Annotated in this window: 22 protein-coding genes; 7 read left to right on the top strand and 15 right to left on the bottom strand. The window is 40.8% G+C overall.

Annotation, left to right across the window (positions count from 1 at the left end):
- Window positions 1–15 precede the first annotated feature (15 nt).
- The 5 genes from AO498_RS13250 to AO498_RS13230 all read right to left on the bottom strand — a co-directional run bounded on the left by AO498_RS13250 (window position 16) and on the right by AO498_RS13230 (window position 9,172).
- Window positions 16–2,052 carry a M3 family metallopeptidase gene (locus tag AO498_RS13250; protein ID WP_067548548.1) on the bottom strand — a complete coding sequence of 679 codons (2,037 nt, stop codon included), beginning with the start codon at window positions 2,050–2,052 and terminating at the stop codon, window positions 16–18.
- A 198-nt stretch (window positions 2,053–2,250) separates the two neighbouring features.
- A complete protein-coding gene (locus AO498_RS13245) occupies window positions 2,251–4,665 on the bottom strand; it encodes a zinc-dependent metalloprotease (RefSeq protein WP_067548546.1) in 2,415 nt (804 codons plus the stop codon).
- 65 nt (window positions 4,666–4,730) lie between these two features.
- The gene (locus AO498_RS13240; protein ID WP_067548543.1) at window positions 4,731–6,809 is read right to left on the bottom strand and encodes a ComEA family DNA-binding protein; all 2,079 of its coding nucleotides are present in this window, start codon (window positions 6,807–6,809) and stop codon (window positions 4,731–4,733) included.
- Window positions 6,806–7,624, bottom strand: a complete 819-nt coding sequence (locus AO498_RS13235; RefSeq protein ID WP_067548540.1) for a PorV/PorQ family protein — start codon at window positions 7,622–7,624, stop codon at window positions 6,806–6,808. Before AO498_RS13235 ends, AO498_RS13240 begins: the two co-directional genes overlap by 4 nt.
- 63 nt (window positions 7,625–7,687) lie before the next feature.
- Window positions 7,688–9,172, bottom strand: coding sequence for a POTRA domain-containing protein (locus AO498_RS13230; protein WP_148660238.1), 1,485 nt, complete (start codon window positions 9,170–9,172; stop codon window positions 7,688–7,690).
- A 22-nt stretch (window positions 9,173–9,194) separates the two neighbouring features.
- Here AO498_RS13230 and yidD point away from each other — a divergent pair, with 22 nt between their 5' ends.
- Entirely contained in the window at window positions 9,195–9,419 is a 225-nt protein-coding gene (gene yidD, locus AO498_RS13225) for a membrane protein insertion efficiency factor YidD (RefSeq protein WP_067548537.1), read from the top strand.
- Between the two features lie 99 nt (window positions 9,420–9,518).
- On the opposite strand, the gene AO498_RS13220 is transcribed toward yidD, so the two are convergent.
- Genes AO498_RS13220 through AO498_RS13200 form a run of 5 tightly spaced genes read right to left on the bottom strand, consistent with a single transcriptional unit; the run spans window position 9,519 to window position 14,751 of the window.
- Window positions 9,519–10,622, bottom strand: a complete 1,104-nt coding sequence (locus tag AO498_RS13220; protein ID WP_067548532.1) for a prolipoprotein diacylglyceryl transferase — start codon at window positions 10,620–10,622, stop codon at window positions 9,519–9,521.
- 10 nt (window positions 10,623–10,632) lie between these two features.
- Window positions 10,633–12,474 carry an NAD(+) synthase gene (gene nadE / locus AO498_RS13215; protein WP_067550501.1) on the bottom strand — a complete coding sequence of 614 codons (1,842 nt, stop codon included), beginning with the start codon at window positions 12,472–12,474 and terminating at the stop codon, window positions 10,633–10,635.
- Between the two features lie 28 nt (window positions 12,475–12,502).
- The gene (gene rnc / locus AO498_RS13210; protein ID WP_067550499.1) at window positions 12,503–13,243 is read right to left on the bottom strand and encodes a ribonuclease III; all 741 of its coding nucleotides are present in this window, start codon (window positions 13,241–13,243) and stop codon (window positions 12,503–12,505) included.
- A 5-nt stretch (window positions 13,244–13,248) separates the two neighbouring features.
- Window positions 13,249–14,499 (bottom strand): beta-ketoacyl-ACP synthase II, encoded by a 1,251-nt coding sequence (gene fabF / locus AO498_RS13205; RefSeq protein ID WP_067548529.1) that lies wholly within the window; start codon window positions 14,497–14,499, stop codon window positions 13,249–13,251.
- Between the two features lie 15 nt (window positions 14,500–14,514).
- Window positions 14,515–14,751: an acyl carrier protein gene (locus tag AO498_RS13200; RefSeq protein WP_026950184.1), complete on the bottom strand. Its 237-nt coding sequence runs from the start codon at window positions 14,749–14,751 to the stop codon at window positions 14,515–14,517.
- Between the two features lie 149 nt (window positions 14,752–14,900).
- On the opposite strand from AO498_RS13200, the gene AO498_RS13195 reads away from it, so the two are divergent.
- The 6 genes from AO498_RS13195 (at window position 14,901) to AO498_RS13170 (ending at window position 20,987) form a co-directional block, all read left to right on the top strand.
- Window positions 14,901–15,332 carry an IPExxxVDY family protein gene (locus tag AO498_RS13195; RefSeq protein ID WP_335339802.1) on the top strand — a complete coding sequence of 144 codons (432 nt, stop codon included), beginning with the start codon at window positions 14,901–14,903 and terminating at the stop codon, window positions 15,330–15,332.
- A 9-nt stretch (window positions 15,333–15,341) separates the two neighbouring features.
- The gene (gene pyk / locus AO498_RS13190) at window positions 15,342–16,772 is read left to right on the top strand and encodes a pyruvate kinase (protein WP_067548526.1); all 1,431 of its coding nucleotides are present in this window, start codon (window positions 15,342–15,344) and stop codon (window positions 16,770–16,772) included.
- Window positions 16,773–16,899: 127 nt separating this feature from the next.
- A complete protein-coding gene (locus AO498_RS13185; RefSeq protein WP_082792236.1) occupies window positions 16,900–18,762 on the top strand; it encodes a fasciclin domain-containing protein in 1,863 nt (620 codons plus the stop codon).
- An 82-nt stretch (window positions 18,763–18,844) separates the two neighbouring features.
- Window positions 18,845–19,873: a sensor histidine kinase gene (locus AO498_RS13180; RefSeq protein ID WP_067548523.1), complete on the top strand. Its 1,029-nt coding sequence runs from the start codon at window positions 18,845–18,847 to the stop codon at window positions 19,871–19,873.
- A complete protein-coding gene (locus AO498_RS13175) occupies window positions 19,842–20,606 on the top strand; it encodes a LytR/AlgR family response regulator transcription factor (protein WP_067548520.1) in 765 nt (254 codons plus the stop codon). The genes AO498_RS13180 and AO498_RS13175 overlap by 32 nt, the downstream gene beginning before the upstream one ends.
- A gap of 3 nt (window positions 20,607–20,609) precedes the next feature.
- Window positions 20,610–20,987: a hypothetical protein gene (locus AO498_RS13170; RefSeq protein ID WP_067550495.1), complete on the top strand. Its 378-nt coding sequence runs from the start codon at window positions 20,610–20,612 to the stop codon at window positions 20,985–20,987.
- Here AO498_RS13170 and AO498_RS13165 read toward each other — a convergent pair.
- The 5 genes from AO498_RS13165 to AO498_RS13145 are packed head-to-tail and all read right to left on the bottom strand — an operon-like array spanning window position 20,977 to window position 24,730.
- The gene (locus AO498_RS13165; protein WP_067548517.1) at window positions 20,977–22,560 is read right to left on the bottom strand and encodes an NFACT RNA binding domain-containing protein; all 1,584 of its coding nucleotides are present in this window, start codon (window positions 22,558–22,560) and stop codon (window positions 20,977–20,979) included. The genes AO498_RS13170 and AO498_RS13165 overlap by 11 nt on opposite strands.
- Entirely contained in the window at window positions 22,560–23,324 is a 765-nt protein-coding gene (locus tag AO498_RS13160) for an MBL fold metallo-hydrolase (protein WP_067548514.1), read from the bottom strand. The genes AO498_RS13165 and AO498_RS13160 overlap by 1 nt, the downstream gene beginning before the upstream one ends.
- Window positions 23,321–23,599: a hypothetical protein gene (locus AO498_RS13155; protein WP_067548511.1), complete on the bottom strand. Its 279-nt coding sequence runs from the start codon at window positions 23,597–23,599 to the stop codon at window positions 23,321–23,323. The genes AO498_RS13160 and AO498_RS13155 overlap by 4 nt, the downstream gene beginning before the upstream one ends.
- 4 nt (window positions 23,600–23,603) lie before the next feature.
- Entirely contained in the window at window positions 23,604–23,981 is a 378-nt protein-coding gene (locus AO498_RS13150; protein ID WP_067548508.1) for a response regulator, read from the bottom strand.
- Window positions 23,978–24,730, bottom strand: coding sequence for a response regulator (locus tag AO498_RS13145; RefSeq protein WP_067548505.1), 753 nt, complete (start codon window positions 24,728–24,730; stop codon window positions 23,978–23,980). The genes AO498_RS13150 and AO498_RS13145 overlap by 4 nt, the downstream gene beginning before the upstream one ends.
- Window positions 24,731–24,772: the final 42 nt, after the last annotated feature.

The following is a 24,772-nucleotide window of genomic DNA, read 5'->3' as shown; positions in this document are numbered from 1 at the left end:
TCTGGATGCTAGTAGTTAAGCAATAAGTCCAGCACGTTTTAGTAATGCATCAGGTTTTGGATCTCTTCCTCTAAATCTTCGATAAAGAATTTCAGGGTGTTCAGACCCTCCGGCTGCCAAGACATTTTTTGCAAAAGATGAGGCAGTCTCAGAGTCAAAGATTCCTTTCTCCTGAAATAGCTCAAAAGCATCTGCATCAAGTACCTCTGCCCATTTGTAGCTGTAATATCCTGCAGAGTAACCGCCTTGAAAAATATGTGAGAAACTGGTACTCACCATTGTCCCTTCCACTCTCGGTAGAACATCGGTTTTTTTCATGACCTTGGCCTCAAATTTCCCTAAATCCTGGATGGAACTTGGGTCTTGACTATGATAAGCCATATCCAAAAGTCCAAAGCTGATTTGCCGAAGGGTTTGATATCCCTGCTGAAAATTGGAGGCATTCTTGATCTTTTCGATCAATTCTTCTGGAATTTTTTCTCCCGTTTCAAAATGAATGGCAAATAAGTCCAAGCACTCTTTTTCATAACACCAATTCTCGAATATTTGAGAAGGGAGCTCTACAAAGTCCCAAAATACATGTGTTCCTGAGAGGGATTCATAGGTTCCCGCCGCCAACATTCCATGAAGAGCATGCCCAAATTCGTGGAATAAAGTGGTGACTTCCTGGAAGGTGAGAAGACTTGGTTTGGTTTTAGTGGGTTTGGTGAAATTACAAACGATCGAAACATGTGGTCTGCTATCGATCCCATTTTCTTGGTATTGACCTTTGAATGAAGTCATCCAAGCCCCATTTCTTTTCCCAGATCTTGGGAAGAAATCAGCATAAAAAACTGAAATAAATTTACCCTGCTGATCCAATACCTCATAAGCGGTGACTTCTGGATGATAAACAGGGATCGATGAATTTGGAATAAACTTCAGTCCATAAAGCCTTTCAGCGGTTTGGAATACTCCATTAATGACATGTTCTAATTTGAAATAGGGGCGGAGAAGTTCATCATCCAATGCATATTTTTCTTTCTTCAAAAGCTCAGAATAATACCCAAAATCCCAACGCTGTATTTGTGTTATCCCGTCAAGTTTTTCAGCAAAACGAGCTACTTCTTCGACGTCTGCCAATGCTTTGGGTGTGGCCTTTTCCAGTAAGGATTCCAAAAAATCTAAAACCGTCTTCGGGCTTTTAGCCATGCGCTCTTCCAATACAAATTGAGCGTGACTTTCGTATCCCAGCAATTGTGCCCGTTCATTTCTGAGTCTTAAAATATCCTTGATAACCTGCTGGTTATCTAAATCATCGCCTTTGGAGCATTTGGTGTTGAATGCAAAAAACATCGTTTTGCGAAGCTCTCGATTTTTCGCGTAGGTCATCACAGGAATATAGCTCGGGTAGTCTAAGGTAAATGCCCATTTTCCGGCTTGGCCTTTTTCCTCTGCTATCTGTGCCGCTGCTTCTTTTGCTCCTTCGGGGAGTCCCTCGAGCTCTTCTTCATTTTCAATAAAATGAACAAACTTATTGGTCTCGGCTAGTACATGCTCGCCAAACTTCAGACTTAATTGTGCCAATTCTTGATCGATTTTTCGAAGCTGATCGGCTTGACTTGAGTCTAATTTTGCGCCATTTCGAACAAATGATTTATAGGTTTTTTCCAATAAAGTCTTTTGCTCGGGTGATAGTGAAAGGGATTCCTTTTGCTCATGGACTTGAGATACCCTCAGAAATAATTCTTGATCCAATAAAATATTATTGGCATGCTCAGTCAGGAGCGGAGAAATTTCGCGTGCCAGTTTTTGGATTTCGGCATTGGTTTCAGCCGAGTTGAGATTAAAAAATATGGCAGAAATAATCCCCAGTTTTTTTCCGGAACGGTCCAGTGCTTCGATGGTATTTTCAAAAGTTGGCAATGGAGCCGACTTGATGGATTCGATTTCTTTTTGCGCCTCCTCAATGGCTGCTTGAACAGCAGGTAGAAAATGTGCAGGGGCAATTAAATGAAATGGAGGAGTTTGAAAAGGAGTGGCAAAATCTGCCAAAAGTGGATTCGTTACCATGGATATTGAACTTGTCAAAAGGGAGTAAGCTAATAGTTTTTGAAGGCAAATCGCTTCAATTATTCAAGTCCAAATTTACCGAATTGTTCACGAACGGCTGTTATCAACCTAGGACTTTGCTCTATCAATCGATAGAATAACTTCGGCATAGAAATAAAAAAAGCTTGCTGGATTCCAGCAAGCTTTACGATTCAAGGATTAAAATTCCCATTCACAACTCATCGATTCCATTCCGATTGGTGCTCCATCAGGAACACTCAGTGAGCTTTGTTGAGTCAATTCCTCTGGAAGGTTAAGATAGGATTGAATTTTTTCATTGAGATAAGTTCGATGGGCAGCAAGGATTCCCGTTCCTTTTTCCAGCTGACTGATTTTTTTCAATTGCATTCGAGTCAGGGCACGGACTGTTTGGGATGCATTTGCACTTTTGGAGAGATTGATTAGGTAATCAGCCAATTTTGCCTCTGTCATCCATTTGATTTCATTTCCCAATCCGCCCGGAAGGGTAGAGGAATACACCTGGTCAGTTACCCTATTAAGTACCGCTTCAAAGCTTGGAAGTGAATTATCCTGAAGATTTTGGAGGAAGATTCGATTTGCTCTTCCACTTTCAAATAGGAAAGTAAAAGTCGCGTCTACGATATTTTCAGCTGGCGCGATTGGATCAAAAATGGGTCCCGTTCGACTTGGAAATGTTTCCCGATTTTTCCCATAGCCATAAGGTCTCGGAGGAATCAATGCCAAAATATGGCTTGGGATTTCCAGTTGCTTAGGCGAAATCGTAGTTAACAGAGCTGCAAGAGCTTCTTCTTGATCTTTTCGAGGGATCCATTGATGGTTGGGTTGATTGTCACCTTTTACCTTGTAAGTGTAATCCAATCCGCCGATAAGTTTGCTGGTTGCTTCAAGTTGGTAACGGTGCATGAGGTAAAGTGGTACAAATACTTCCTCCAAAATTGCTTGTGGCTCTCCATTCTGAATAGCATTTAAACCAAAGCTTTTCATACGGTTAGCTCTCAGTTTTAAAAGGCGATTTAATTCTTCAGAGGCCGAAGCTCCATTGTCCCAAAGGTGAGATCGAGGATGCACTCCGCTTGGATTTCGGGAGTCGGAATCAGTAATGAATTCGAATCCGGCTTCGTAGGTTTTTAGCAAAGTTTTCTCCAAAAATTCTTCTTCAGATTCCCCTGGTGCTGGATAGCCATACCCATAAGTGATCGCCCATTTGTCCCATTCGCCTATTCCTAAATCATATACTTGTGAAAAGTCCAATGATCCATCTGCTTTTTCCTCAATAACTGGATGAGGGTAATCCATGACAGAAGAGCGACCTTTCGCGGAAGTCGCATAGCTGTGCGCCAGGCCAATGGTGTGTCCAATTTCATGGGCAGAAAGTTGTTTGAGTCGAGTCAGTGCGAGTTCCATCATGCGAGGATCTACCGGTTTACCCTCTTCAAAAGGCTGAAGAAGTCCTTGTGCAATCAAGTAATCCTGACGCACTCGAAGCGATCCAAGAGAAACCTGGCCTTTCAAAATTTCGCCTGTTCTTGGATCTCGAACGCTTGATCCGTAAGACCACCCTCGAGTAGATCGGTGTACCCATTGAATGATATTGTAGCGGACATCCATCAAATCCATTCCTTCAGGAGCTAATTCTACACGGAAGGCATTTTTAAAACCTGCCGCTTCAAAAGCTTGAGCCCACCAGTTACCTCCCTCGATCAATGCCGAAGCAACAGGCTCTGGTGTTCCTCTGTCCAGGTAATACACGATAGGTTCAACTACTTCTGATACTGCTGCGGTAGGGTCTTTCTTCTCCAATCGATGTCTTGAAATTAATCGTTTTACGAGTGGCTCATCGATAGGAGTAGTGTAGTCTTGATAGCTGATAAAGAAATAGCCCGCTCTTGGGTCAAATTTCCGGGTGGCATGTAGTTCTGGAAGTTCGATGAAAGAGTGTCTCATTCGAACAGATACTGCCTCAGGGGTAGGCGTTACGGAACGAAGATTGGCGCCGGCTCCAGTTCCAGTAAGTGTGATTGTGGCTTCAATTTCTGTGTTTTTTGGGAAATTTTTGGTCATCGGCAGATAAAGCCCGGAACGACTGGCATCTACACGGTAAGTTCCCTGACGACTTCTGCTCAACGTTTCACTTACACCATGAGCATCCTGAAGAAAAAAGGTTGTGCCATCTACAAAGTGTTTCCCCTCCTCAGTTTTAATGATTTCAAATCCCCAAAGAATGGATTCAGCGAAGGCGTCTTTGATAGACTTTGCCTCGTACGGATTGTCTGTATAAGCTCTGTATCCCATGTTTTTGTGAACTAGAAAGACCTTGTTTCCAGTCTTTCTAAATTCGACCAATCGATCATCTCCCAATTGGCCGCGGTCCAGACCTATGTCATTGGAACCAACTCCTGCTGTAAGGGAATTGACATACAAGAACTCTTTATCGAGATGGTTGATTTCAAGGTAAATCTTGCCTTTTTCTTCATCGAGGTAGAAAGGTACAAACCCATCCATTCGTTTCATTTTTGAAAAGTCTTGGGCGTTTGTAAAACCTGAAATGAGGAATAAAATCAAGATTCCGAGTGAGCAGTAGTGTTTTTTCATCGGTGTTTTGGCTTTTGGACCAAATTATCAAAAACAGCGTGTATGACAGCGCCATTGATGGAAAATCACCGAAAGAAATACCGAAGAACAAACGCAGTGTCTGTTTGATTTGGGGATAGAATTTCTTGGTTACCTGAGCTGATAGTAACTCGGTCGGCATAGGATGTTCGGGATATTCGCCAGTAAAGGCTGATTCGATCACTGACTTTTTGCTCTGTAATCAAATAGTAGCGGATTCCTTGTCCAGAAAATGCCGGGATTGAAAATGTCCAAAGCACATTGTTTTCAAAAGTGTAGAGCCTGCTATCGTAATCATCTGTATCAAAAACCGCAATCCTTCCCGTTAATTTGGTTTTTGAAAAGGAGAATTTAAAATCTTGGAGAACCATGATTCCCTTAGAATGGAAAGAAGTTGAGTTTACGCTGGAAAAAAGGACTCTCGATCGTAGGAATAGATTTTTGCTTAAATCCGTCTCTAAATTGAGCAATCCATTGACCTTTTGAATGGAGCCAAGTTGATACAAGGGTTGAGAGTTTTCAGTTGCAGAAAGATTTCGATCCTTTTGTTCCCCTCGAACCTGAAAATAAGCAATCAAACTTTTTCGGGGTTGATAGGAAACTCTGGCCAACCATTCCCATCCTTGAGTGGGTGAATAAACCCTGAATTTTAACCAAGGAAAGGAAAACATGTCCCAATAGCCGTTGATTTTCCAGTGTTTGGAAGGCTTGATTTGGATGCCAAGATAGGTGCCGCTCTCGTTAATTGGACGCGAGTTTTCCGAAAAACCAGTTGCATAAAAACTCTGGAAATCTCGGTCGTAATTTCTCCAAAGTAAGGAAAGATCAATTTTGGGATGAATACTTCCCATCAGGCCAAAAACCATTCCTTTTCCCTTGCTTTGGGAAACGGCTGCTTCCCCAAAGAATAGGAAGTTTTTCAAGTAAAAATTTGCATAACCGCTGGATACCCAGTTTTTATCCCCTGAAAATTCAAATCCATTGTAAATTCTTGGAGTTCGTTGTAGCGGGAATTCAAAATGCGTGAAAAGGCCATTCATTCCTAGATTTAGCTTTCCAGACGAGGATAAATAGGTCACATTTCCTCCCAGGTTTGTTTCAGTCAATTGTTTTCTTGTGGCAAGCTCAGAGGGAGTTCTGTGAAATCCAGCCATGGGTAGGGAACTACTACTTAACTCATTGTTGGAATTTTCAATTTCCAATTCTGAAATTCTTGCGTCCCGTTTAACTCTCGAGGCAAAAGATGTAATTGTCCAATTTTTAATGGATTTGCTGATTCCTCCACCTCTGAAAAAACCAGCTTCGGTTACCGCCGAATAGGGGAGAAGTCCTAAACTACTTCTTCGGATAGAAGTAATTGTTTCCGCTCCCTTGCCGAGCGAATATCCTGCTCCAAATACTAAGCCCTGCCCAAAACTTACTTGAAAATCTCCCAAGACGATGGCCTTGAAATGGAGCGTGTTTCCTCTGAAAAAATGAAAAGAAGTGAAGTCGACTCCTTTCGAGGTAGGATTATTCCACCACAACTTCTCACCGGCATCCTTTTCTAATGTGAAACCAAGGCTAAATGTTCTTCCATGCTGAATTCTCCCACGAAGGTAGAGCTCATTAGGATCGCCAAGGTAAGGACTAGCACCCTCAGGTTCGGGTTTGAGGTAGCCCTTCCGCTTTTCTAAGGTCCTGCGATGCCGAAGAATGAGGTAGGCATTTTCTTCCCTTCCAATGTCACGAATAAAATCCCGAATCTTTCCTGAGGAATTCCCCAAACTGACAAATGGAAGAATTGAATAAATGGTTTCAAGATCAAATTCAGGGATGGCTTGAAGTTCATAGAGACTGATCAAAGGGCCCTGGTCTTGCCGATACTGAAGTAACGCTTGCACTTGAAGGGGAGTGAAAAGTTGACTGGTGAGTAGCAATTCAGCATCTGACTTATTCAAATCCAGTGGCTCAAGGTAAAATTGATTGAATAATTCATAAAGCGCTTCATAATCGATATCCTCATCAGGTATAGGAAAAAGTCGCTCGATCAGGGATTCAATTTCTGCTTTGGTTCCAGATGGATTTTGAGCAAAGACAGGGTAAACAGTCAGGCCCAGTAGGAGAAGAAAAAATGCTCTCATCATTCTGTCCACTTTAGTATTAAACTCAAATGATGAGTACTTCCAAGGGCCGTTTGCTGACCCAGTGCATAGTCGAGTCCCCAACCATTTTTGCGAATGCCAAAGCCGAAATGAAGTCGGCTGGGTTGGGAATGAATCCCTGTTCTCAGGTAAAGCCAAGGCTTAAGAAAAGACTCTAATCCCACCCGAACCTGTGCTGGCAATTCGATCGATTTATCCAATTCGGCAGATATTCGTAAAAAATCACTTGGCAAATACGTGACCCCTAACTGGATTGAAGTTGGTAGTTTGAGGTCCGAGCTTTTGCTTAATTTGGATTGATTGAGATTTGAAAAATTTGCTCCTAGGAAAAATTCAGGACTCAGTTCTGCCACCCCGCCCATGGAAAAAAGAAATGCACTCCCTGAGCCAAAACCTTCGATTTGGGTTTGAAACCAATCTATTCTCCCTCCCAAACTTACAATACCAAGGGTGTTAGAAAAACCTAATCCCAAAAGCTGTTGGTTGAAAGCTTGACCTCCAAAGCGAGAAATACCAATCCCAGCGGTTCCAATTTTTGATTTCCATGCCCCAGAAAAACTCAGCGTACTTAATTCTTGAATCCCAAATCGCTGATCAAGCCCAATACTCACTTCGGAATATTCCAGTCTATCCAAGGAACCCACATGATTCAAGATGCTCCAGGAATCTCCAATCATCATCCGGATATTTCCCATTCCCAGACTACGAGCTCCGTAGCTTTGGTCAAAAAGTTGGGTCTGTGCAAAACCAAAAAATGGTAGGCCCAAGCAGACGACTAAAAATATCCATTGTTTCATTCGGTCTAAAAAAATGACTAGACCTAATTTACTGAATTTAATTTAGTTAGAGCAAGTGCTCCATTAAAAAGGAGCTCTGAAATTGAAGAAAAAGTTGCCTTCCCCCATGTTGTTTAGTGAATATTCAAATCTCAAAACAGCATCATAGAATCCCACCATATCGATACCCATTCCATACCCAAACAAATACCGATTGGTCAAACGGAGGTTTTCTGGAATCCGGTTTCGGTCTTTGACATAACCATGGTCAAAATTTGCACTGAGATAAAGTTTGAGTGGAATCGTATTAAACTGATCTAGTGTGATCAAATTTGAAATGTCATAGGCGACATCGAGAAACTTAAAGCGAAGGCTGTTTTTGTGAACATAGAGTTGTTGGCCTTCGATCACATTAAGCTCATATCCCCGGATAAAATTTGGGAAATATCCAATTCCACGGACGAGGGTATAGGGCTGATTTTTACTCAAAAACCAATAGCCTGTCAGACCGGTAGCAAAATGAAACCTTGAGCTAATGGGAAGATATCTGTTAGCCGTTAAATTTAATTCGACCTCATCAATGTCTTGAGTTCGGAATATTCCATACTTGGTTGCGGTAAATTGCAGCAGCTCACCATCCGTGGCATATGCTATATTATCCCGCTTGTCGTGTCGAAAAGAATATTGGAGGTACAGGTAATTGAGCGTATTTCCATCGTGCTGAAAATAGTTCGGATTGATTTCCAGGACCTCTGGATTGATCCAAGTTCGGGTATATCCTGCTGTGACGAAGTGGAAATTGTAAAACGTTCGACGGAAGGTATAGCGAATTGCTGAAGATAAATTTTTCCGCAACACATCTTCCGTAGGATTCGCATAGAAAGTTTGCCGATTTTGCTCTGATTTCAGGGCAATTGTTTTTTGATCGGAATAGGTTAATTGAAAGGCTAGCCCATGCTTTTGTTTTTTATCGATGTAGGGCTTGGAATACAAGACATCCAAACTTTTGGTAAATCCCAATTGCCCGATAAATCGCAATCGCTCATTTCTTCCTGCGACATTGTTGTGATTGATTCTTAACCCATAATTTACCCTAGACCAGTCACGATTTTGATTGGTCCACCATTCGGCAAAGTTTCGGTCGGCAAGTTGAAAAATTACCGAGGGCAATACATACCAGCGTTCTTTGACAGTGATTAGAATTTCTACTTCCTCTTCTCCAGTAAAAAGGGGGGTAATTTCTACTTCATTGAATAATCGGAGATTGTAAATTTTTTGACGGTCAGCTTTTAGGATATCAAGAAAGGTAGTCCAGTCATAATAGTAATCGGTCGTAAAATCGAGTTCTCGGAGCAGAATTTCTTTTTTCGTTTTCTCATTACCGATAATAAAAATCGAATTCACTTTTACCCGTTCCGGCGGAGTTGGGGTAATCGGAGAGTAGACGATTTCCTGAGCTTGAAGAATTTGGAAAAAGGATGCGCAAGTAATTCCGAAAAAAATGATCCAAATCTTAAAATTCAGATCGAAAGGAATTCTACTGCTATGAATTTGGTTTTTTGTTTGCATACTTGCCTAAAAGCTCCCTTCCATGTTCAAATCCATCCTGAGAAAGATAGCCATATTTCCTGTTTTGGTCTATCAATATCTCATTTCTCCGCTTTTTCCATCTAGTTGCCGATATACACCCACCTGTAGTAACTACATGAAACAAGCCATTCTCAAACACGGAGTAGTAAAAGGAGGATTGCTTGGCGTTCGACGAATTTCAAGATGTCATCCTTGGGGTGGACAAGGATATGATCCCGTTCCTTGATTCTAAATTTTGAGAATCTGACGATTTAAGTATTCCTTGAAATCAAAAGAATGGGGTAGGTCTGGGCAAGTTTCCTTGCCCGTTCATACACCTTTAATGTTAATTTTTTTCTGGTTTAAATCCCTTACTCAAGGCTCTAACAATCAAAATCACTCCGATTAGGACAAGTGGAATACTCAGTAATTGCCCCATGTTAAATTTCATGCTAGACTCAAAATCGACTTGTACTTCCTTGTAGAATTCCCAGAAGAATCGCATGCCGAAAACTGAAATAAGGAATAATCCCAATAGAAGACCTTCAGGAAGTCTCGATTTGAATTTTACCCAAAGACTCAATAGGATCAAGAAAATCACAAAATAGGAAATGGACTCATAAATCTGAGTCGGATATTTTGCTCGGCCGAAAGTTTTTACAGTGACCAAATATTGGCTTGGTTGCTCTTGAATAGTGAAGTTTAGTGGGGTCTCCAAGGGTTCCGCAAGGTATTCCTTGGAAGAATTAAACTGGGTCAGGGCGTATTTAATATCCTTTTCCAAAATACCTTCCAGATCTTCCTTACTAAATGATCCTTTCGAAATCTCTAAATCGATATTTACTGGGACAATACCATTACCCTGAAGTTCATTAGCGCGATCTTCTGGTTTGTAGGCTTCAATCGATACGATAGGAACTCGCAAAGCCTCCAAAATTTCTTCAGCGTCATGCGCATAGACAAAGCCATAATCCGAACCTGTATCTTTTCCACCAATTTCAGAATTCATCAAATTCCCGAATCGAATCATTGCTCCAGTCATCGCTGTCACGATTACAATTCTGTCCACTACCCATAGGTAGCTCTGTCCTGGAGTTCGTTTGGAGTAAAGCCATAAAGCAAAAAGAATAGCGATCGCTGCTCCATGAGAGGCCAATCCACCTTCCCATACTTTCAAAATATCGATCGGATTACTGAGGTATTTTTCTGGTTCATAAAATAGAACATGACCTAGCCTTGCACCAATTATGGTAGCCAATACCATGTAAATGGTCAACTTATCTACCAATTGCTCATTATGTCCTTCTTTCTTGAAAAAGTAAACCATGATCTGTTGGGAAATGATAAAGCCCATAGCAAATAAAAGGCTATACCATCTCAAGCGTTCAAATCCTGAAAAGACCTCTTGGTTAGGATCCCAAACAACATAACTTAAGAAAGATGAAAGCATAAATTTTAATTTAAAGCTGTTCTAATAGTTCTAATTCTTCGGCATATCCCCCCGACAAAATCGGAAACCTATACCAGGTTTTTGGGTCTACATTAAACTCATCCAAATGGAAAGAAGGAGCAAGCCTTTCTCGCTTCCATTGATTTCGAGACCAAAGCCTGAAAAACTTACGGATGTATTCCTTGAGTAGTTTAGGGTCCAAAGATGTCAATTCTTCCCGAAGAATCAAGAAAATATCTGCTGGAGATCGACGGTCTCGAACAGCCAGGCGCTCAATTTCTACGATGACCGAATAAGGCATCAAATCCTTTTCATCAGTCTGACTATTTCCCAAGGGTCTCAATTCAGCCGTTGGAGTTAATGCATTTACAAAGGCTAAGCCAGGGCGGTCTAATTCCCGCTGGGCCCATCGCAACCAATGCAGGATAAAGTGTTTATCCACTGCTGCTATGGGAGAAATACTTCCACTGGTATCCCCATCCATAGTGGCATAACCTACATCTCCCTCACTTCGATTTGAAGTAGAAAGGAGAAGCGCGTTTTTGATATTGGCCAGCATCCAAATGATCGGAGACCGAGAGCGGGCTTGAATATTTTGAAGGGTGAGATCGTCTTGCTCCCAAGTTAGCTTTCTGCCTAATGCCTCTTCAATTTTTTGGGTATAGGAATGGACTTCCTCATCGATGGTCCAAGAATAGAAGGTAGCACCAATACTTTCAGCAAGATTTTTCGCAGATTGGAATGTGTCTTGGGATGAGTTTTTTGTCCCTTGATAAGCGGTTGTTAAAATCTGCCCCATAAGTTCCTTTTCAGGATCATTACTTCCGGTTGTGATTTGTATACCGATTTTCTGTTGGAATTTTTCCAATCCAAGTTCTTGTATGCCTCGACGGACCATTTCAGCTACTAAAATGGCAATGGTTGAAGAATCTGCTCCTCCAGACAAAGAAAGGACGAATCCCCGGCTTTTGCTTTTTCTTAAGTAATCCAAAAGTCCTAAGGAAGATGCTTGTACAAATTCCCATTCTTTGGGTTGGATAGGGGCAATCTGTTGGGGATGATTGGCAAGTTCAAAAGTGACCACCTGAAAATCTTGGTAAGAAAGAAGTTGATTTCTGACCAAGGTTTTCCCCTCTTTTGAGAGCATGATCTCTCCATCAAATATCATCCTTCCCGATTCATTACCTAACAGGTTGACATAGCAATAATAACTATTGAGGAGAGTTGAACTCGTCTCAACCAAATCCTTTCGCTCCCTAGTTTTTCCCATCGCAAAATGGGAGGCACTTGGGTTAAAAATCAGATCAACCTTCCGATCTCTGAGTCTATATCCCGGTCGATCAATACCTCTCCATGCATCTTCACATATTTCAAACCCATAATGAATTCCTTTGTAATGGAAAGTGATATCGCCGAATGGAATTTTTTCCCCATTCCAATCAAAGTCAATTTGTTTATGGGCCTGCCAAGGTGTGAACCATCGGAATTCATAATGAACACCGTCTATGGCCAAAAACTGTTTAGCAACAATACCCTTCAAATGCCCGTCTTCAATGACTGCTACGGTATTGTAAACTTTATTTTCTATCCGGATGGGTAAGCCTATGGCCACCACGATATTTTTACAAAAAGGAGCTAATGCCTCAAGTTGCTTGAGTGCTTTTTGGGGGTACCAATAGCTTAAAAAAAGATCTTCCGAACCATACCCTGTTATTGCTAATTCAGGAAAACAGACTATTTCTGCTCCTTCAAGTTTAGCCTGTGAGATAGCTTGAGTTATCCGGTCAAAGTTACCCTTCCAGTCCAGCGGGGTTTGATTGACGGTGACACCGGCGATTTTGATTGGAGGCATAAGGGGTTGAGCTAATGGGGATTGCGTATTAAGTAGGAATTTGGAGAATTTCGCAGGCATTTTTAGAAGCTTCCTGTTCGGCCTTCTTTTTGGTTCCACCTTTGCCTTGAGAAATTGCCTCTCCGTTGATCCACAATTCTACAACAAACTCTTTAAATCGTTGGTTGCCGTTGACTTGGATTACTTTATATTCTACTTCTTTGTTTTCCTTTTGGGACCACTCGATTATTTTACTTTTAAAATTTGTCACAGTAGCTATCATTCCCTCCAAATCCATGTGGATTAAGATTCGTTGGAGAATAAGCTTTTGAGTAAAATGATATCCTCTGTCCAGATATATAGCCCCCACGAATGCTTCTAAAATATCTCCATAAAGCGATTTATTCCCAGTAAAAGGTCTTTTTTCCAGGTAGAGCTCCAAGGTTTGTTTGAGTCCAATTTTGATTCCTATTTCATTGAGGGTTTCTCGATTGACAAGTTTGGAGCGAGTTTCTGTTAAAAAACCCTCGTCACGGAAGGGGAATTTTTGAAATAAATGTTCCGCGATAACAGATCCTAAAATGGCATCACCCAAAAATTCAAGGCGCTCATTGGAAATTCTGACGCCATGATTACTCTCTTCTCCCAAACCGGCAGGGGTTAAAGCCAATCGGTAGAGGGATAAATTTAAAGGCTTGCGCCCAGTGATCAATTTGATCGAGGATGCAAGCCTTTTGTCTTGTTGGTTAAAGAAAAGAGTGTGGATTCCCAGTTTATATAGGAGTTTCACTCGATTCAGTTGTATTTTTTGAAAATGACAGAACAATTGTGTCCGCCAAATCCGAAAGTATTACTCAATGCATAATTGATCTCTCTGGATTGAGCTTTATTGAATGTAAGATTCAATCCTGGATCAAATGACTCATCATCCGTGAAGTGATTGATGGTAGGAGGAACAAGGCTGTTTTGAATCGCTAAAATAGAAGCGATTGCCTCAATTGCTCCTGCAGCTCCCAACAAGTGACCTGTCATGGATTTTGTACTGCTGATATTCAATTTGTAAGCATGTTCTCCAAAGACTTTTTGAATTGCTTTGGTTTCACTCACGTCTCCGAGTGGAGTGGAAGTACCATGTACATTGATATAGTCGATTGCTTCAGGAGCAAGACCTGCATCTTCAAGCGCGATTTGCATTACGCTACTCGCACCAAGTCCCTCAGGGTGAGGAGCTGTGATGTGATTAGCATCAGCAGTCATACCGCCACCGACTAATTCAGCATAAATTTTTGCACCTCTGGCTTTAGCATGCTCCAACTCTTCCAAAATCAAGGCTCCAGCACCTTCGCCCAACACAAAACCGTCGCGGTCTTTGTCGAAAGGTCGAGAAGCAGTTTCTGGAGAATCGTTTCGCTGGGACAAAGCCTTCATTGCATTAAAGCCTCCAATTCCGGCCTCGGTTACTGCTGCCTCTGAACCACCGCTGATAAAAATATCAGCTTTCCCCAATCGGATGTAGTTAAATGCATCGATAAGGGCATTAGTTGCGGAAGCGCAAGCAGAAACTGTGACGAAGTTAGGACCTCTAAAGCCGTATTTGATGGAAATAAATCCTGCAGCGATGTCGGCGATCATTTTTGGAATGAAGAATGGATTAAAACGAGGAGTGCCATCGCCTTTGGCGAATTCAGTTACTTCCTCTTGAAATGTCCGTAGTCCTCCGATTCCTGATCCCCATATTACACCCGCTCTGGATTTATCGATGGAATCTAAATCAAGTCCAGAATCCGAAATAGCTTCATCCACTGAAACCATTGCGTACTGGGTAAAGGCATCCATTTTTCTCGCCTCTTTCTTATCAATAAACTCCTCTACATTGAAGTTTTTGAGTTCGCAGGCGAACTGGGTTTTGAAAAGTGAAGCGTCGAAACGGGTAATTGGGGCAGCGCCACTCACACCATTGATAAGTCCATTCCAAAACTCATCTTTGGTGTTACCGATTGGTGTGAGTGCACCTAGTCCCGTTACAACAACTCTTTTTAAATTCATAAAGAATTTAGGTGATTATTTTACGTTAGCCTCAAGATAAGTGATGGCCTGACCTACAGTACCGATTTGTTCGGCTTGGTCATCTGGGATAGAGATGTTGAATTCTTTTTCGAATTCCATGATTAATTCAACAGTATCCAGAGAGTCAGCACCAAGATCGTTGGTGAAGCTTGCTTCCATAGTCACTTCAGACTCTTCTACGCCCAGTTTGTCAACAATGATGGCCTTTACTTTTTGTGCAATTTCAGACATTTTGTGATCAGTTTAGTTAATAACACTCCGCAAAGAAATATATTTAATGGCTAATTGACAAAGAAAAGATTCAAGTAAATTTCAAGCGATTTTTTAAGTCGCATAGGCTAAAATTAAATTTTTACCTTTGTCCTGATCAACCTACCTCCATGATAAAGAAGGCCAAATTAGTCATAGAACCCACTTTTGATTTCGAATTGCTGGGATTGGTCTCTCCGGTAAAGGACTATAAAATGGCTTGGTTGATCAATAAAGAATTAAATCTAAGTCTTTCAAAATCAGAGGATTTAATATTGGAATTTGTGGCAACACCACGATTGGAAATTTCTCAATATTTTCTATCCTTGCCGTATGGATTTATTCAACTTTTGAAAAATAAAGCGCTTAATTCTTCGCTACAATTGGCATATTTGGTGCCCGAACTTCGCAATTTGGATTATTTCCTTTTGCTTCAAGATCAAACAGAACAAACCAATATTATTACATTTGCCGAACAACTATCCAAAAACCCCATGATTCAAAGTGTGGTCCGTCTAGATATCAACAAAATAAAATCAAGAGAGAACCTATTAACTTATTAAAAATACCCAATGAGCCATCTTCCTTTTAAGAAAACCAAGATTCTTGCAACAATAGGCCCTGCTTCCAACAATTATGAAATGATTAAAAGTCTTGCTTTGGCTGGTGCCAATGTCTTTCGATTAAACTTTTCACACGGAAGCCATGCGGTACACAAAGAAGTCGTCGAAATTATTCGCCAAGTAAATAAGGATTTGAATTGCCATCTTGGAATTCTTCAAGATTTACAAGGTCCAAAAATCCGAGTAGGTGAAGTAGAGAATAATGGTGTAGAAATTAAACCAGGAGAGCAAATTACAATCACCAATGATCCTGTAGTAGGTACTTCATCACTTGTAAGCACGGTTTACCAAAATCTTCCTCAGGATGTCGTTCCAGGAGATCGGATCTTGATCGATGATGGAAATCTTGAAGTAGTCGTAAATAGCACAGACGGTAAGAATGTAAACTGTACTGTGATTCATGGTGGGATTTTGAAATCCAGAAAAGGGATCAACCTACCTAATACGAAAGTTTCTGCTCCTTCGCTAACAGAGAAAGATATTGAAGATCTTCATTTTGGTTTAGAGCAGGATGTGGATTGGATCGCTCTCTCATTTGTACGTTCGGCAGAAGATATTTTGGATTTGAGAAGTCGAATTCAAGCTGCTGGAAAGTATTGTAAAATCGTCGCGAAGATCGAAAAGCCAGAGGCTTTGGAAAATATCGATGCCATCATCGAAGCTACTGATGCAATAATGGTTGCTCGTGGTGATTTGGGAGTGGAAGTGCCGATGGAAATCGTTCCTCTTTGGCAAAAGAAAATGGTCGAAAAATGCAAGCAAGCTTGCAAGCCGGTCATTATCGCTACTCAGATGATGGAAAGTATGATCCAAAATCCTCGTCCAACAAGAGCAGAGACTAATGACGTAGCAAACGCTGTTTTAGATGGAGCTGATGCAGTAATGCTTTCCGCAGAAACTGCTTCAGGTAAATATCCGGTGAATGCAGTTAAGGCAATGACTAGCATCATTACTTACCTTGAAGAAAACGCTGATATCTATCACAACCTTTATAAAATCCCTGAAGAAGACGAGACCTTTCTTAGCAATAACCTAATTCTAATGGCTTCCAGACTTTCTCGAAATGTGAGAGCAAAGGCGATTGTAGGAATTACTTCATCTGGGTTTACAGGTTTCAGATTGGCTTCACATCGTCCATTGGCTAATATTTTTGTCTTCACCAGAAACAAAAAGCTTTTGACGCAAATGGCCTTGGTTTGGGGTGTGAGAGCCTATCATTACGAAAGTCAGGTTTCAACGGATGGCACTTTTGAGGATATTGAAAATACCCTCAAAAACGACGGTCATGTAGGATCTGGGGATGTAATTATTAATACGGCTAGTATGCCTTTGAAAGAAAAAGGCAAAACGAATATGCTTAAAATTCATGTGGTGAGCTAATCTAGCTTTTCTACAATTCAAGGGATGAATCTGAGGGTTCATCCCTTTTTTTATGACAGTTCGCAGGATGTGGCGAGAATAGTGTTTAATAATTCCGTTAGGAGATTAAACAAAATCAAATAACCACATGGCAAAATTCTTCAAAATCCTTCTCGCCGGATCGTTGTTTTTTACGATTCTCTCTTGTAATGAGGACTATCAGGGTCCTATTCCTTATCCTACGTTGATTCAAGCAGCCGAAGAGGCAGGTTTAACTACCCTTGTATCTGCGGTTCGAGCTATCCCAGGACTTGAGGCTGCTTTGCAAGACCAAGATGCAATTACTGTTTTTGCTCCGTCCAATGAAGCATTTGCAAATGCTCTTCAAGCGTTCGGCGCATCTGATCTAAATGATTTAGTAGCCAAGCTAGGAGGGGCTGAAAATTTGCAAACTGTTCTCGGATTTCATGTTGTACCAGCAGTAGCCTTTTCAAGAAACCTCAATCAGGATAATGTTTTTACAACCCTTGCCGGACAATCCCTGCGGGTAACTTCTAATCCTGGAATTGTAACTGTAACAGACGCTGCTGGAAATGTGGCACGGGTGATTCAAGCTGATGTACAAATAGAAAATGGGGTGGTGCATGTCATCGATCGCGTGCTTTTACCAGCTGTGGATCTACCCAAACCAACTCTTGTAGAGGTAGCTACCGAGAATGGATTGACTACTCTTTTATCAGCAGTTTCTGCAGTGGATGGTTTGCCCGAAGATTTACTTTCTGCTCAAGCAATTACTGTTTTTGCACCGTCTAATGAAGCCTTTGCTGCGGCTTTAGAAGTTTTTGGTGCTGCTTCTTTGGATGAATTGGTAGTGAAGATTGGAGGAGTATCTAATTTGGAAAAAGTCTTAGGATATCATGTAGTTCCTGCGGTTGCGCTTTCTGGAAGTCTCCAAGCCAGTAATACATTTATGACTTTGGCAGGTCAGGAAATTTTCGTAGAAAAATCAGGCAATACTGTTTCCGTTAGAGATCAATTGGGAAGAGTGGCTCAAGTAGTAGCTGCAGATATTGAAATTTCCAATGGAGTTGTACATGTTTTGAATGGAGTGATGTTGCCTGATTTAGAGTTGCCAACTGTTGTGGAAGCAGCTCAAGGTGCCGGACTAAGCGTGCTTCTTGATGCAGTTACCGCAGCAGGATTGGGCAATGCCTTAGTAAATGCAGATGCGATTACAGTATTTGCTCCTACCAATGATGCTTTTGGAGCAGCTCTAGAAGCATTCGGTGCAAGTAATCTTAGTCAATTGGTTACCAAGATTGGTGGAATTGAAAACCTTCAAACAGTTTTAGGTTTCCATGTTGTGCCAGCAGTAGCTTTCTCATCTGATTTAGCTGCAACCAATACGTTTACCACTTTGGCAGGTCAAAATCTAACTGTGACGAAGAACTCTTCGGGTGTGACAGTAACTGATGCTACCGGAAATACAATCAATGTAATTGCTGCTGATGTGGCCATTGAAAATGGGGTAGTTCATGTGATTGATGGTGTTTTATTGCCCGAACTCACTCTTCCTAATGTCGTTGAAGCGGCGCAAGCTGCCAATTTGAGTATTTTGTTAGATGCAGTTACAGCTGCTGGATTGGGGCAAACGCTTTTGGACCAAGAATCAATGACTGTTTTTGCACCAACCAACCAGGCATTCGCAGATTTATTGGCAGCGCTCAATTTGGGTTCATTGCAAGAATTGATTTCCACTTTAGGAGCTGAGGCCGTTGTTAAAGTTTTAGGCTTTCATGTAGTTCCAGCCACTGCGTTCTCATTTGATTTGGCTCAGGGATCCCAGCTGGTGCCAACACTCTCAGGTGAAATGTTGACCGTAACCAGAAATGGTAATTCTGTGACAGTGACAGATAAGGCCGGAAACACCTTTAATGTTGTTGCCGCTGACGTTGCTATTGAGAATGGGGTAGTTCACGTGATTGACGGAGTATTGCTTCCAACACTTTAATGATTCCATAGTTTTTAGAAGGGGCAGATTAGTCTGCCCCTTTTTCTGATTCCTTTTCCTTAATGCCGATTTCTCACAGCTTATGTTTAGTCACCGATACAGCTACCTTTTCGCCGGATTATTAGGGGGATATTCATTTTTAAATATCTATGTCTTAGATGGAGATCGGCTGTATGCGGTTGAACTGGATGTGCTGCCCTTGTTGATTATAATTTTGTCGCTTACTTTTTTGGTTTGGGGCATTAATCAGCTAGTTCAAAATCGAGTTCAAAAAAATTTCAAACAAGTTCATCCATTAGTGATACAATTATCTTTTTCTATGCTTGCTGTAGCAGGATTAGCCTTTTTTTCAGCAGAAATTACCGGTATGATTCTCCAAGGGCCATTCAGTTTCTCGCTTCAAAACTTCTTGCTGACTTTGGCATTTACTTCAAGAATCAATTTGTTTTTGAATAGTATCAACGGCATCTATTTCTTTCAAAAAAAATATAAGGAAAAGGAGCTTGAAATGGAGCGAGTAAAATCTTTGACCTCCGAGGCTAAATTGGAATCCATCAACTCCCAACTCAATCCACATTTTTTCTTCAATAATTTGAGCGCATTGTCCGTCTTGATCCATACTGATGTGCTTCGGGCAGATCGATACCTGTTAAAGTTGAGCGAGGTATATCGCTATATTCTCAAAAACCGCGGTAATGAGTTGGTTTCGCTTCAGGAGGAGCTAAACTTTTTAGAACATTACCTTGAATTGTTAAGCATCCGATTTGAGGATGCTTTACGGTTTAAAATGAACATTAAAGAGAGCTGTAGGACAAAATTTATTCCTCCTGCGGTGTTACAGCTTTTGGTTGAAAATGTGGTGAAACATAACTATTTCACTCCCAAAATGCCCCTTGAGATTTCCTTGATTTGCGATGAAAAGTATTTAAGGATTTCAAATCTCAAGCAGCCAAAACCTGCCGTAGAACCTACATCCGGAATTGGCCTTCAAAACATATCTCAACGTTATCAGTTTTTAAATCTTGACATCCGGGTGATTGATCAGCCGGAATTTTTCACTGTTGAACTTCCTTTAATTCATGAAGAAGAAATTACTTTTAGCAGAAGATGAGCCACTTGCTCAACAAAGAATTCTCGCAATTCTTAAAAAGTCTCGCCCAGATTGGGAAGTGGTGACTCTAGTCAATCGAGTTTCAGAACTCAGTGATGCCCTGAAATATTCCGAAAATTACGACCTGATTCTTTGTGATATCCATTTGGCAGATGGATTAAGCTTCACAGCTTTCAAGGGAAAGAAAGTAGAGGTCCCAGTTGTATTTATTACTGCCTATGATCAATATGCCTTGGAGTCCTTTGAACATAATTGTATTGATTATGTCTTAAAGCCAATTCAGGAAGAACGGCTTCTTCGAGCCTTTGATAAAGTCTGTAAATATTCGGATTCGAGTTGGTCAGAATCTATTTTAGATCAAATCTCCAGACACTTTCCCGCTAAAATTTACAAGAAGAGATTTCTGGCAAAAATTGGCAGTAGGTTAGTATTTATTCCTGTGGATCAAATCGCATACTTCTACGCCGAAGATGGAATTACTTTTTTGGTGGAATCGGGTTCTTCTCAAAAATATATCGTTGATTTTTCGCTCAATGACCTTCAGCTTGATCAGCTTGATCCGAAAATTTTCTATCGTATCAACCGATCCTTCATTATTAATTTGGATCATTTGGTAGAAATGAAGCCCTATACCAATGGCCGGTTAACCTTGAGTCTTAAAGCCAAAACAGATTCGCCAATTGTGGTAGCACGTGAAAAAGTGAATGAATTTAAAACTTGGATCAATCAATAAATGATGCGGCAGTTATTTTTCTTATTTCTGTTTTGTTTTTCTTATGGTTTCGCTCAAGGGCAGTCTCCAGTTTCTGATCAGGATAGTTTAAAACGTTCTATTCTTCAATTAGATCGTGACTTACGTCAAGTCGAATTAAATCTTTACCAATCTCAAAAGCATTTAAAAACTGGGATTTTGGTTGCCACTTTGGGTTATTCTGTGACCATTCTGGGGGGACAGCTTCTCGGTACCCAACCCCAAACAGGAAAGGCACTTCTTTACGTAGGAGGGGCTACTGGATTGGTAGGGACAGTTATCTTATTCAAAGGATTTAAAAAAATCAGCCTTGGTCCACCTCTTTCCCAATCTCGTGGAAATCTAAATCGACCTAATTTTTAGTAGCCGAAGTATCCTCATCTGGACCTTGTGGAGGGATCAAAAGGACACTTTCTCGATCCACCATGACTGAACCTGGAGCACTTCCCTTCACTTTTCGTACATACTTTGCTTCTGTGTATATGACAGGTGCAAGGCTTTCATTTTTAAGTTTTGAATAGAAAGCTGCTAATCCAGCGGCACGCTCTAATACGGCTTTGGGGACTACAGGCATTCCTTTTTTACGAATAATTACATGCGAACCTGCAGCTTGCCGAGCATGTAGCCATAGGTCATCCTTATGCGCAAATCCTCGGAGCATTTCATCGTTATCTTTGGCAGATTTTCCAACCCAAATCGTAAACCCTTCATATTCAAAAACCTTAAACGGTAAGCTGCTCGTCTCCTGATTGGTCTTTTTATCTTCTTGGTGTTGTTGAAGGTAGCGTTTCAATTGTTTGAAATCCTGAACTTCCTCCAATTGATTGATTTTATCTTTGGTTAGCGCCAAAAATACCTCTTTTGCTTCAATCGTTTTTTTGATTTGATCAAACTCTAATTGTCGATTTTTGGATTTTCGATAAAGCGACTCAGCCAAATCTTGCGGTTTTTGACCTTTTTTTAGTTCAATTTGAATAGTCTCATTGGTGTAAAAATTAACCAATTCAACCTGCTTTAGTCCACCTGTAAATTGATGTAGGTTGGCCATGATGACATCGGCAAGTTGAGAAGGAGGCGCAGATTCCTGCAGTTCATGAAGCTTTCCTTTCGCCTTTGCTAAATAGGATTCGGTCTTTTTGAACTGATCCAAGAGTCCCTTAAGAATCCCCTGTTTTTCTTTTTCAAAACTCCCCTTGACTAGCTGTAGGTAGAACAGTTCATTGCAAGCTTCTACTGGATTTGCGAATGTTTTTAAAGTATTCTGTTCTGGCAGGAGGGATAAGAATAGCTCATCTTCAGCTTTTGCTAAGCTAAATAGAGGGGTGTCGAGCATGTCAAGCAGCTCCTGCATTAACATCCATTTTCGATGTAGGTCTGCTTCTGGATATCCCTTTTCCTTAAGCCATTGACGAGGTACCTTACCAAGTGTCGGAAGAAAAATCGAGGCATTTCCATCCACGGATTGAAATTGATCCCACGATAAATCCTGGTGCTTTTCAAGGCTATCGGGGTTTAAAGTCTTATCCTCGGAGATTTCATTTCTGAAAAGGAGAGAGGGAAAATCTTGATTTGCCTCAAATAAGATCAAATTACTTCGGTTACCATGGAGCTTGAATAATACCCTTTTCCCTGACTTTAGATTCATCCAAAAGGCACGTTCAAAAGAAATCGTAGAAAATGATTCTATTATATCTCCAATGATGGGTTCAAAAAGATCAATCGTGTTCCGTTTGGCGCGATGAAAAACTTCAGGAAAGGCCAAATAAACCTGTGGTGGAAGTAAGTGTGCACGGATTACTCGATGAGAGTTTGGGCCGTCGGTTTCGATGATCAATTCATCCTTACTTTGTGAAAAGCAGGCGGAAATCTGATTTCCTGCTAATTGTTCGTTTAGTTCAGGAATCAGGTACCGAAGAAAATGGTAATTGAGATGCATCAGTCTACCTGTAGTTCTAATCCGTCATAAGCGAGAAAAATCCCTTCTGGGAGATTTGCTTCGACCTCACGATGAAGCCCCATTCGATGTGAAATATGGGTGAAATAGGTCTGCTCAGCACCAATTGACTGGGCTTGTTCTATGGCTTGATCTAAGGTGAAATGCGAAATATGTGATTCTATTTGAAGCGCATTCAGAACGAGGATTTTGGTTCCTTCCAAAAGTTTTTTGGAGGAATCAGGGATAAAATTCGCATCCGTGATATAGGAAAAATCTCCGATTCTAAAACCCAAGACAGGCAGTTTGTAATGCAAAACAGGGATGGGCGTAATTCGGATTCCGTTAAAATGAAACGGGTTTTCATCGATTTCGATGCAATTGACTTGAGGAATCCCGGGATATTTTACATGACTGAATATGTATTCGTATTCTTTTTGAAGTTGCTCAATTACCGGTTTCGTGCCGAATACAGGCATGTCCTTTTGTTGGATAAAATTAAAAGGACGGATGTCATCCAATCCAGCCGTATGGTCTTTGTGCTGATGGGTAAAAAGTATGGCATCCAAAGACTGGATTTTTGCCCGAAGCATTTGAGAACGGAAGTCTGGGCCAGTGTCAACTACGAATGAATACCCCTTTTCCTCAAAGTGCACCGAAGTTCTGAAACGCTTGTCTCTGTAATCCAAAGAACTACAAACAGGACAAGTGCAAGCAATAACTGGGACTCCCTGTGAAGTTCCCGTACCCAAAAAAGTGACTTTCAAAACTTTAACGTAGTTTGCTGGAGCTCTTTCAAAAACTCCTGATTTGCTTTATCCTTAAATCCTGAAGGATCAAGTTTTAATTCAGAAAGGATATCCACCAAGGCATTAATCTTTCCTTCTAGGGGAAAATATTTGTTGACGATGACAATCCTGGTTTCCTTTAAGACACAATAGCCAGATTTAAAATTTCCTTTTTCATACCGTAAAACATACTCTGAGGAAGCAAAGAGATTTTCAAGCTTATCCAGAAAATGTTTCGTGTATTTCAGGGCCATAATTTCAGCTAAGGTGTTTTTTGACAGTAGCTAAAAGTTTGTCATAATCCAATGGCTTTTGGATAAAGTCATCGAAACCAAATTTTCTAAACTCTTCTGGCGTGTAGTTATTGGCGTTTCCCGAAATAGCAATAATCGGAAGTTTGCTTTTTGCTGAATCCGCATGATTTCTAATCAAACGAGTACATTCTAATCCATCCATCACTGGCATCCCAATATCCATAAGGATCAAATCAAAATGTTCTTTTTCCAAAAGCTCGAGCACTTGCTTCCCATTTTTGGCCGCTTTCATCTCATACTTTTCAAAGGCTAGGACGTTCTTGGTAAGATTGATAATAATTGAGCTGTCCTCGCCCACCAAAATTCTTTTAACACTATTCATTGTTCGAAATTAAATTCTAAAAGATGTTTTTTAAACTCAATAATTGAAAATTCTAAAGATTTTAAACTTTCCTGAAGTTCGATCTTCATATTCTTCCTCGCGAAGCCTTCCGACTCCTTGGCTACCTCGTAAATTTTCTCGGCACCTAAAGTACCTGAATTTCCTTTCAAACTATGGATTTCCAAAGCGAAATCGTCTAATTTTTCCAAGTTATCCAAATTTTTTCCAGTAGCGATGACTGAATCACAATCCGCAATGAAGTCTTGAAAAACCGCCTCCATTGCCTCTCGGGAATTATATTTCATCAATTGAAAAATTGTTTTTCGGTTCAATATTTCAATTTGATTTTCAGGAGAATCTTTTTCCTTTTCAAGAGTAAAAGGAGTGGAGCTGATTACTCCTTTGATAGTCTGTAGAAACTCTCTCGGACGGATGGGCTTGGTGAGGAATTCATCAAAGCCCATGGTTAGGAAGTTTTCGCGCTCGGATTCGTCTGCAAAAGCCGTAATGGCAAGGATTTTAGTTTCCGATTTTTCACCGTTCCGGATTCGCTTCATAGCAGATATGCCGTCCAAAGTAGGCATCTGAATATCCATCAATACCAAGTCAAAGAAATCTTCCTCCAATTTTCCCAATGCTTCTAGCCCGTTTTTAGCGGTATCAATGTGGTAAAATTGGCTCAACAAATTCTCGAAAAGCTTCCTGTTAAGATCATTGTCGTCTACGATCAGGATTCTTTTGCTTTCCATGGCTTAAATTTGGACTTTCGAGCGGGGATAAACCTAAACTAA

Origin of the sequence: Algoriphagus sanaruensis (assembly GCF_001593605.1) — a bacterium.
GTDB lineage: Bacteria > Bacteroidota > Bacteroidia > Cytophagales > Cyclobacteriaceae > Algoriphagus > Algoriphagus sanaruensis.
Note: the sequence above shows the minus strand (reverse complement) of the source record. Positions and strands in the feature narration are given on the sequence as shown.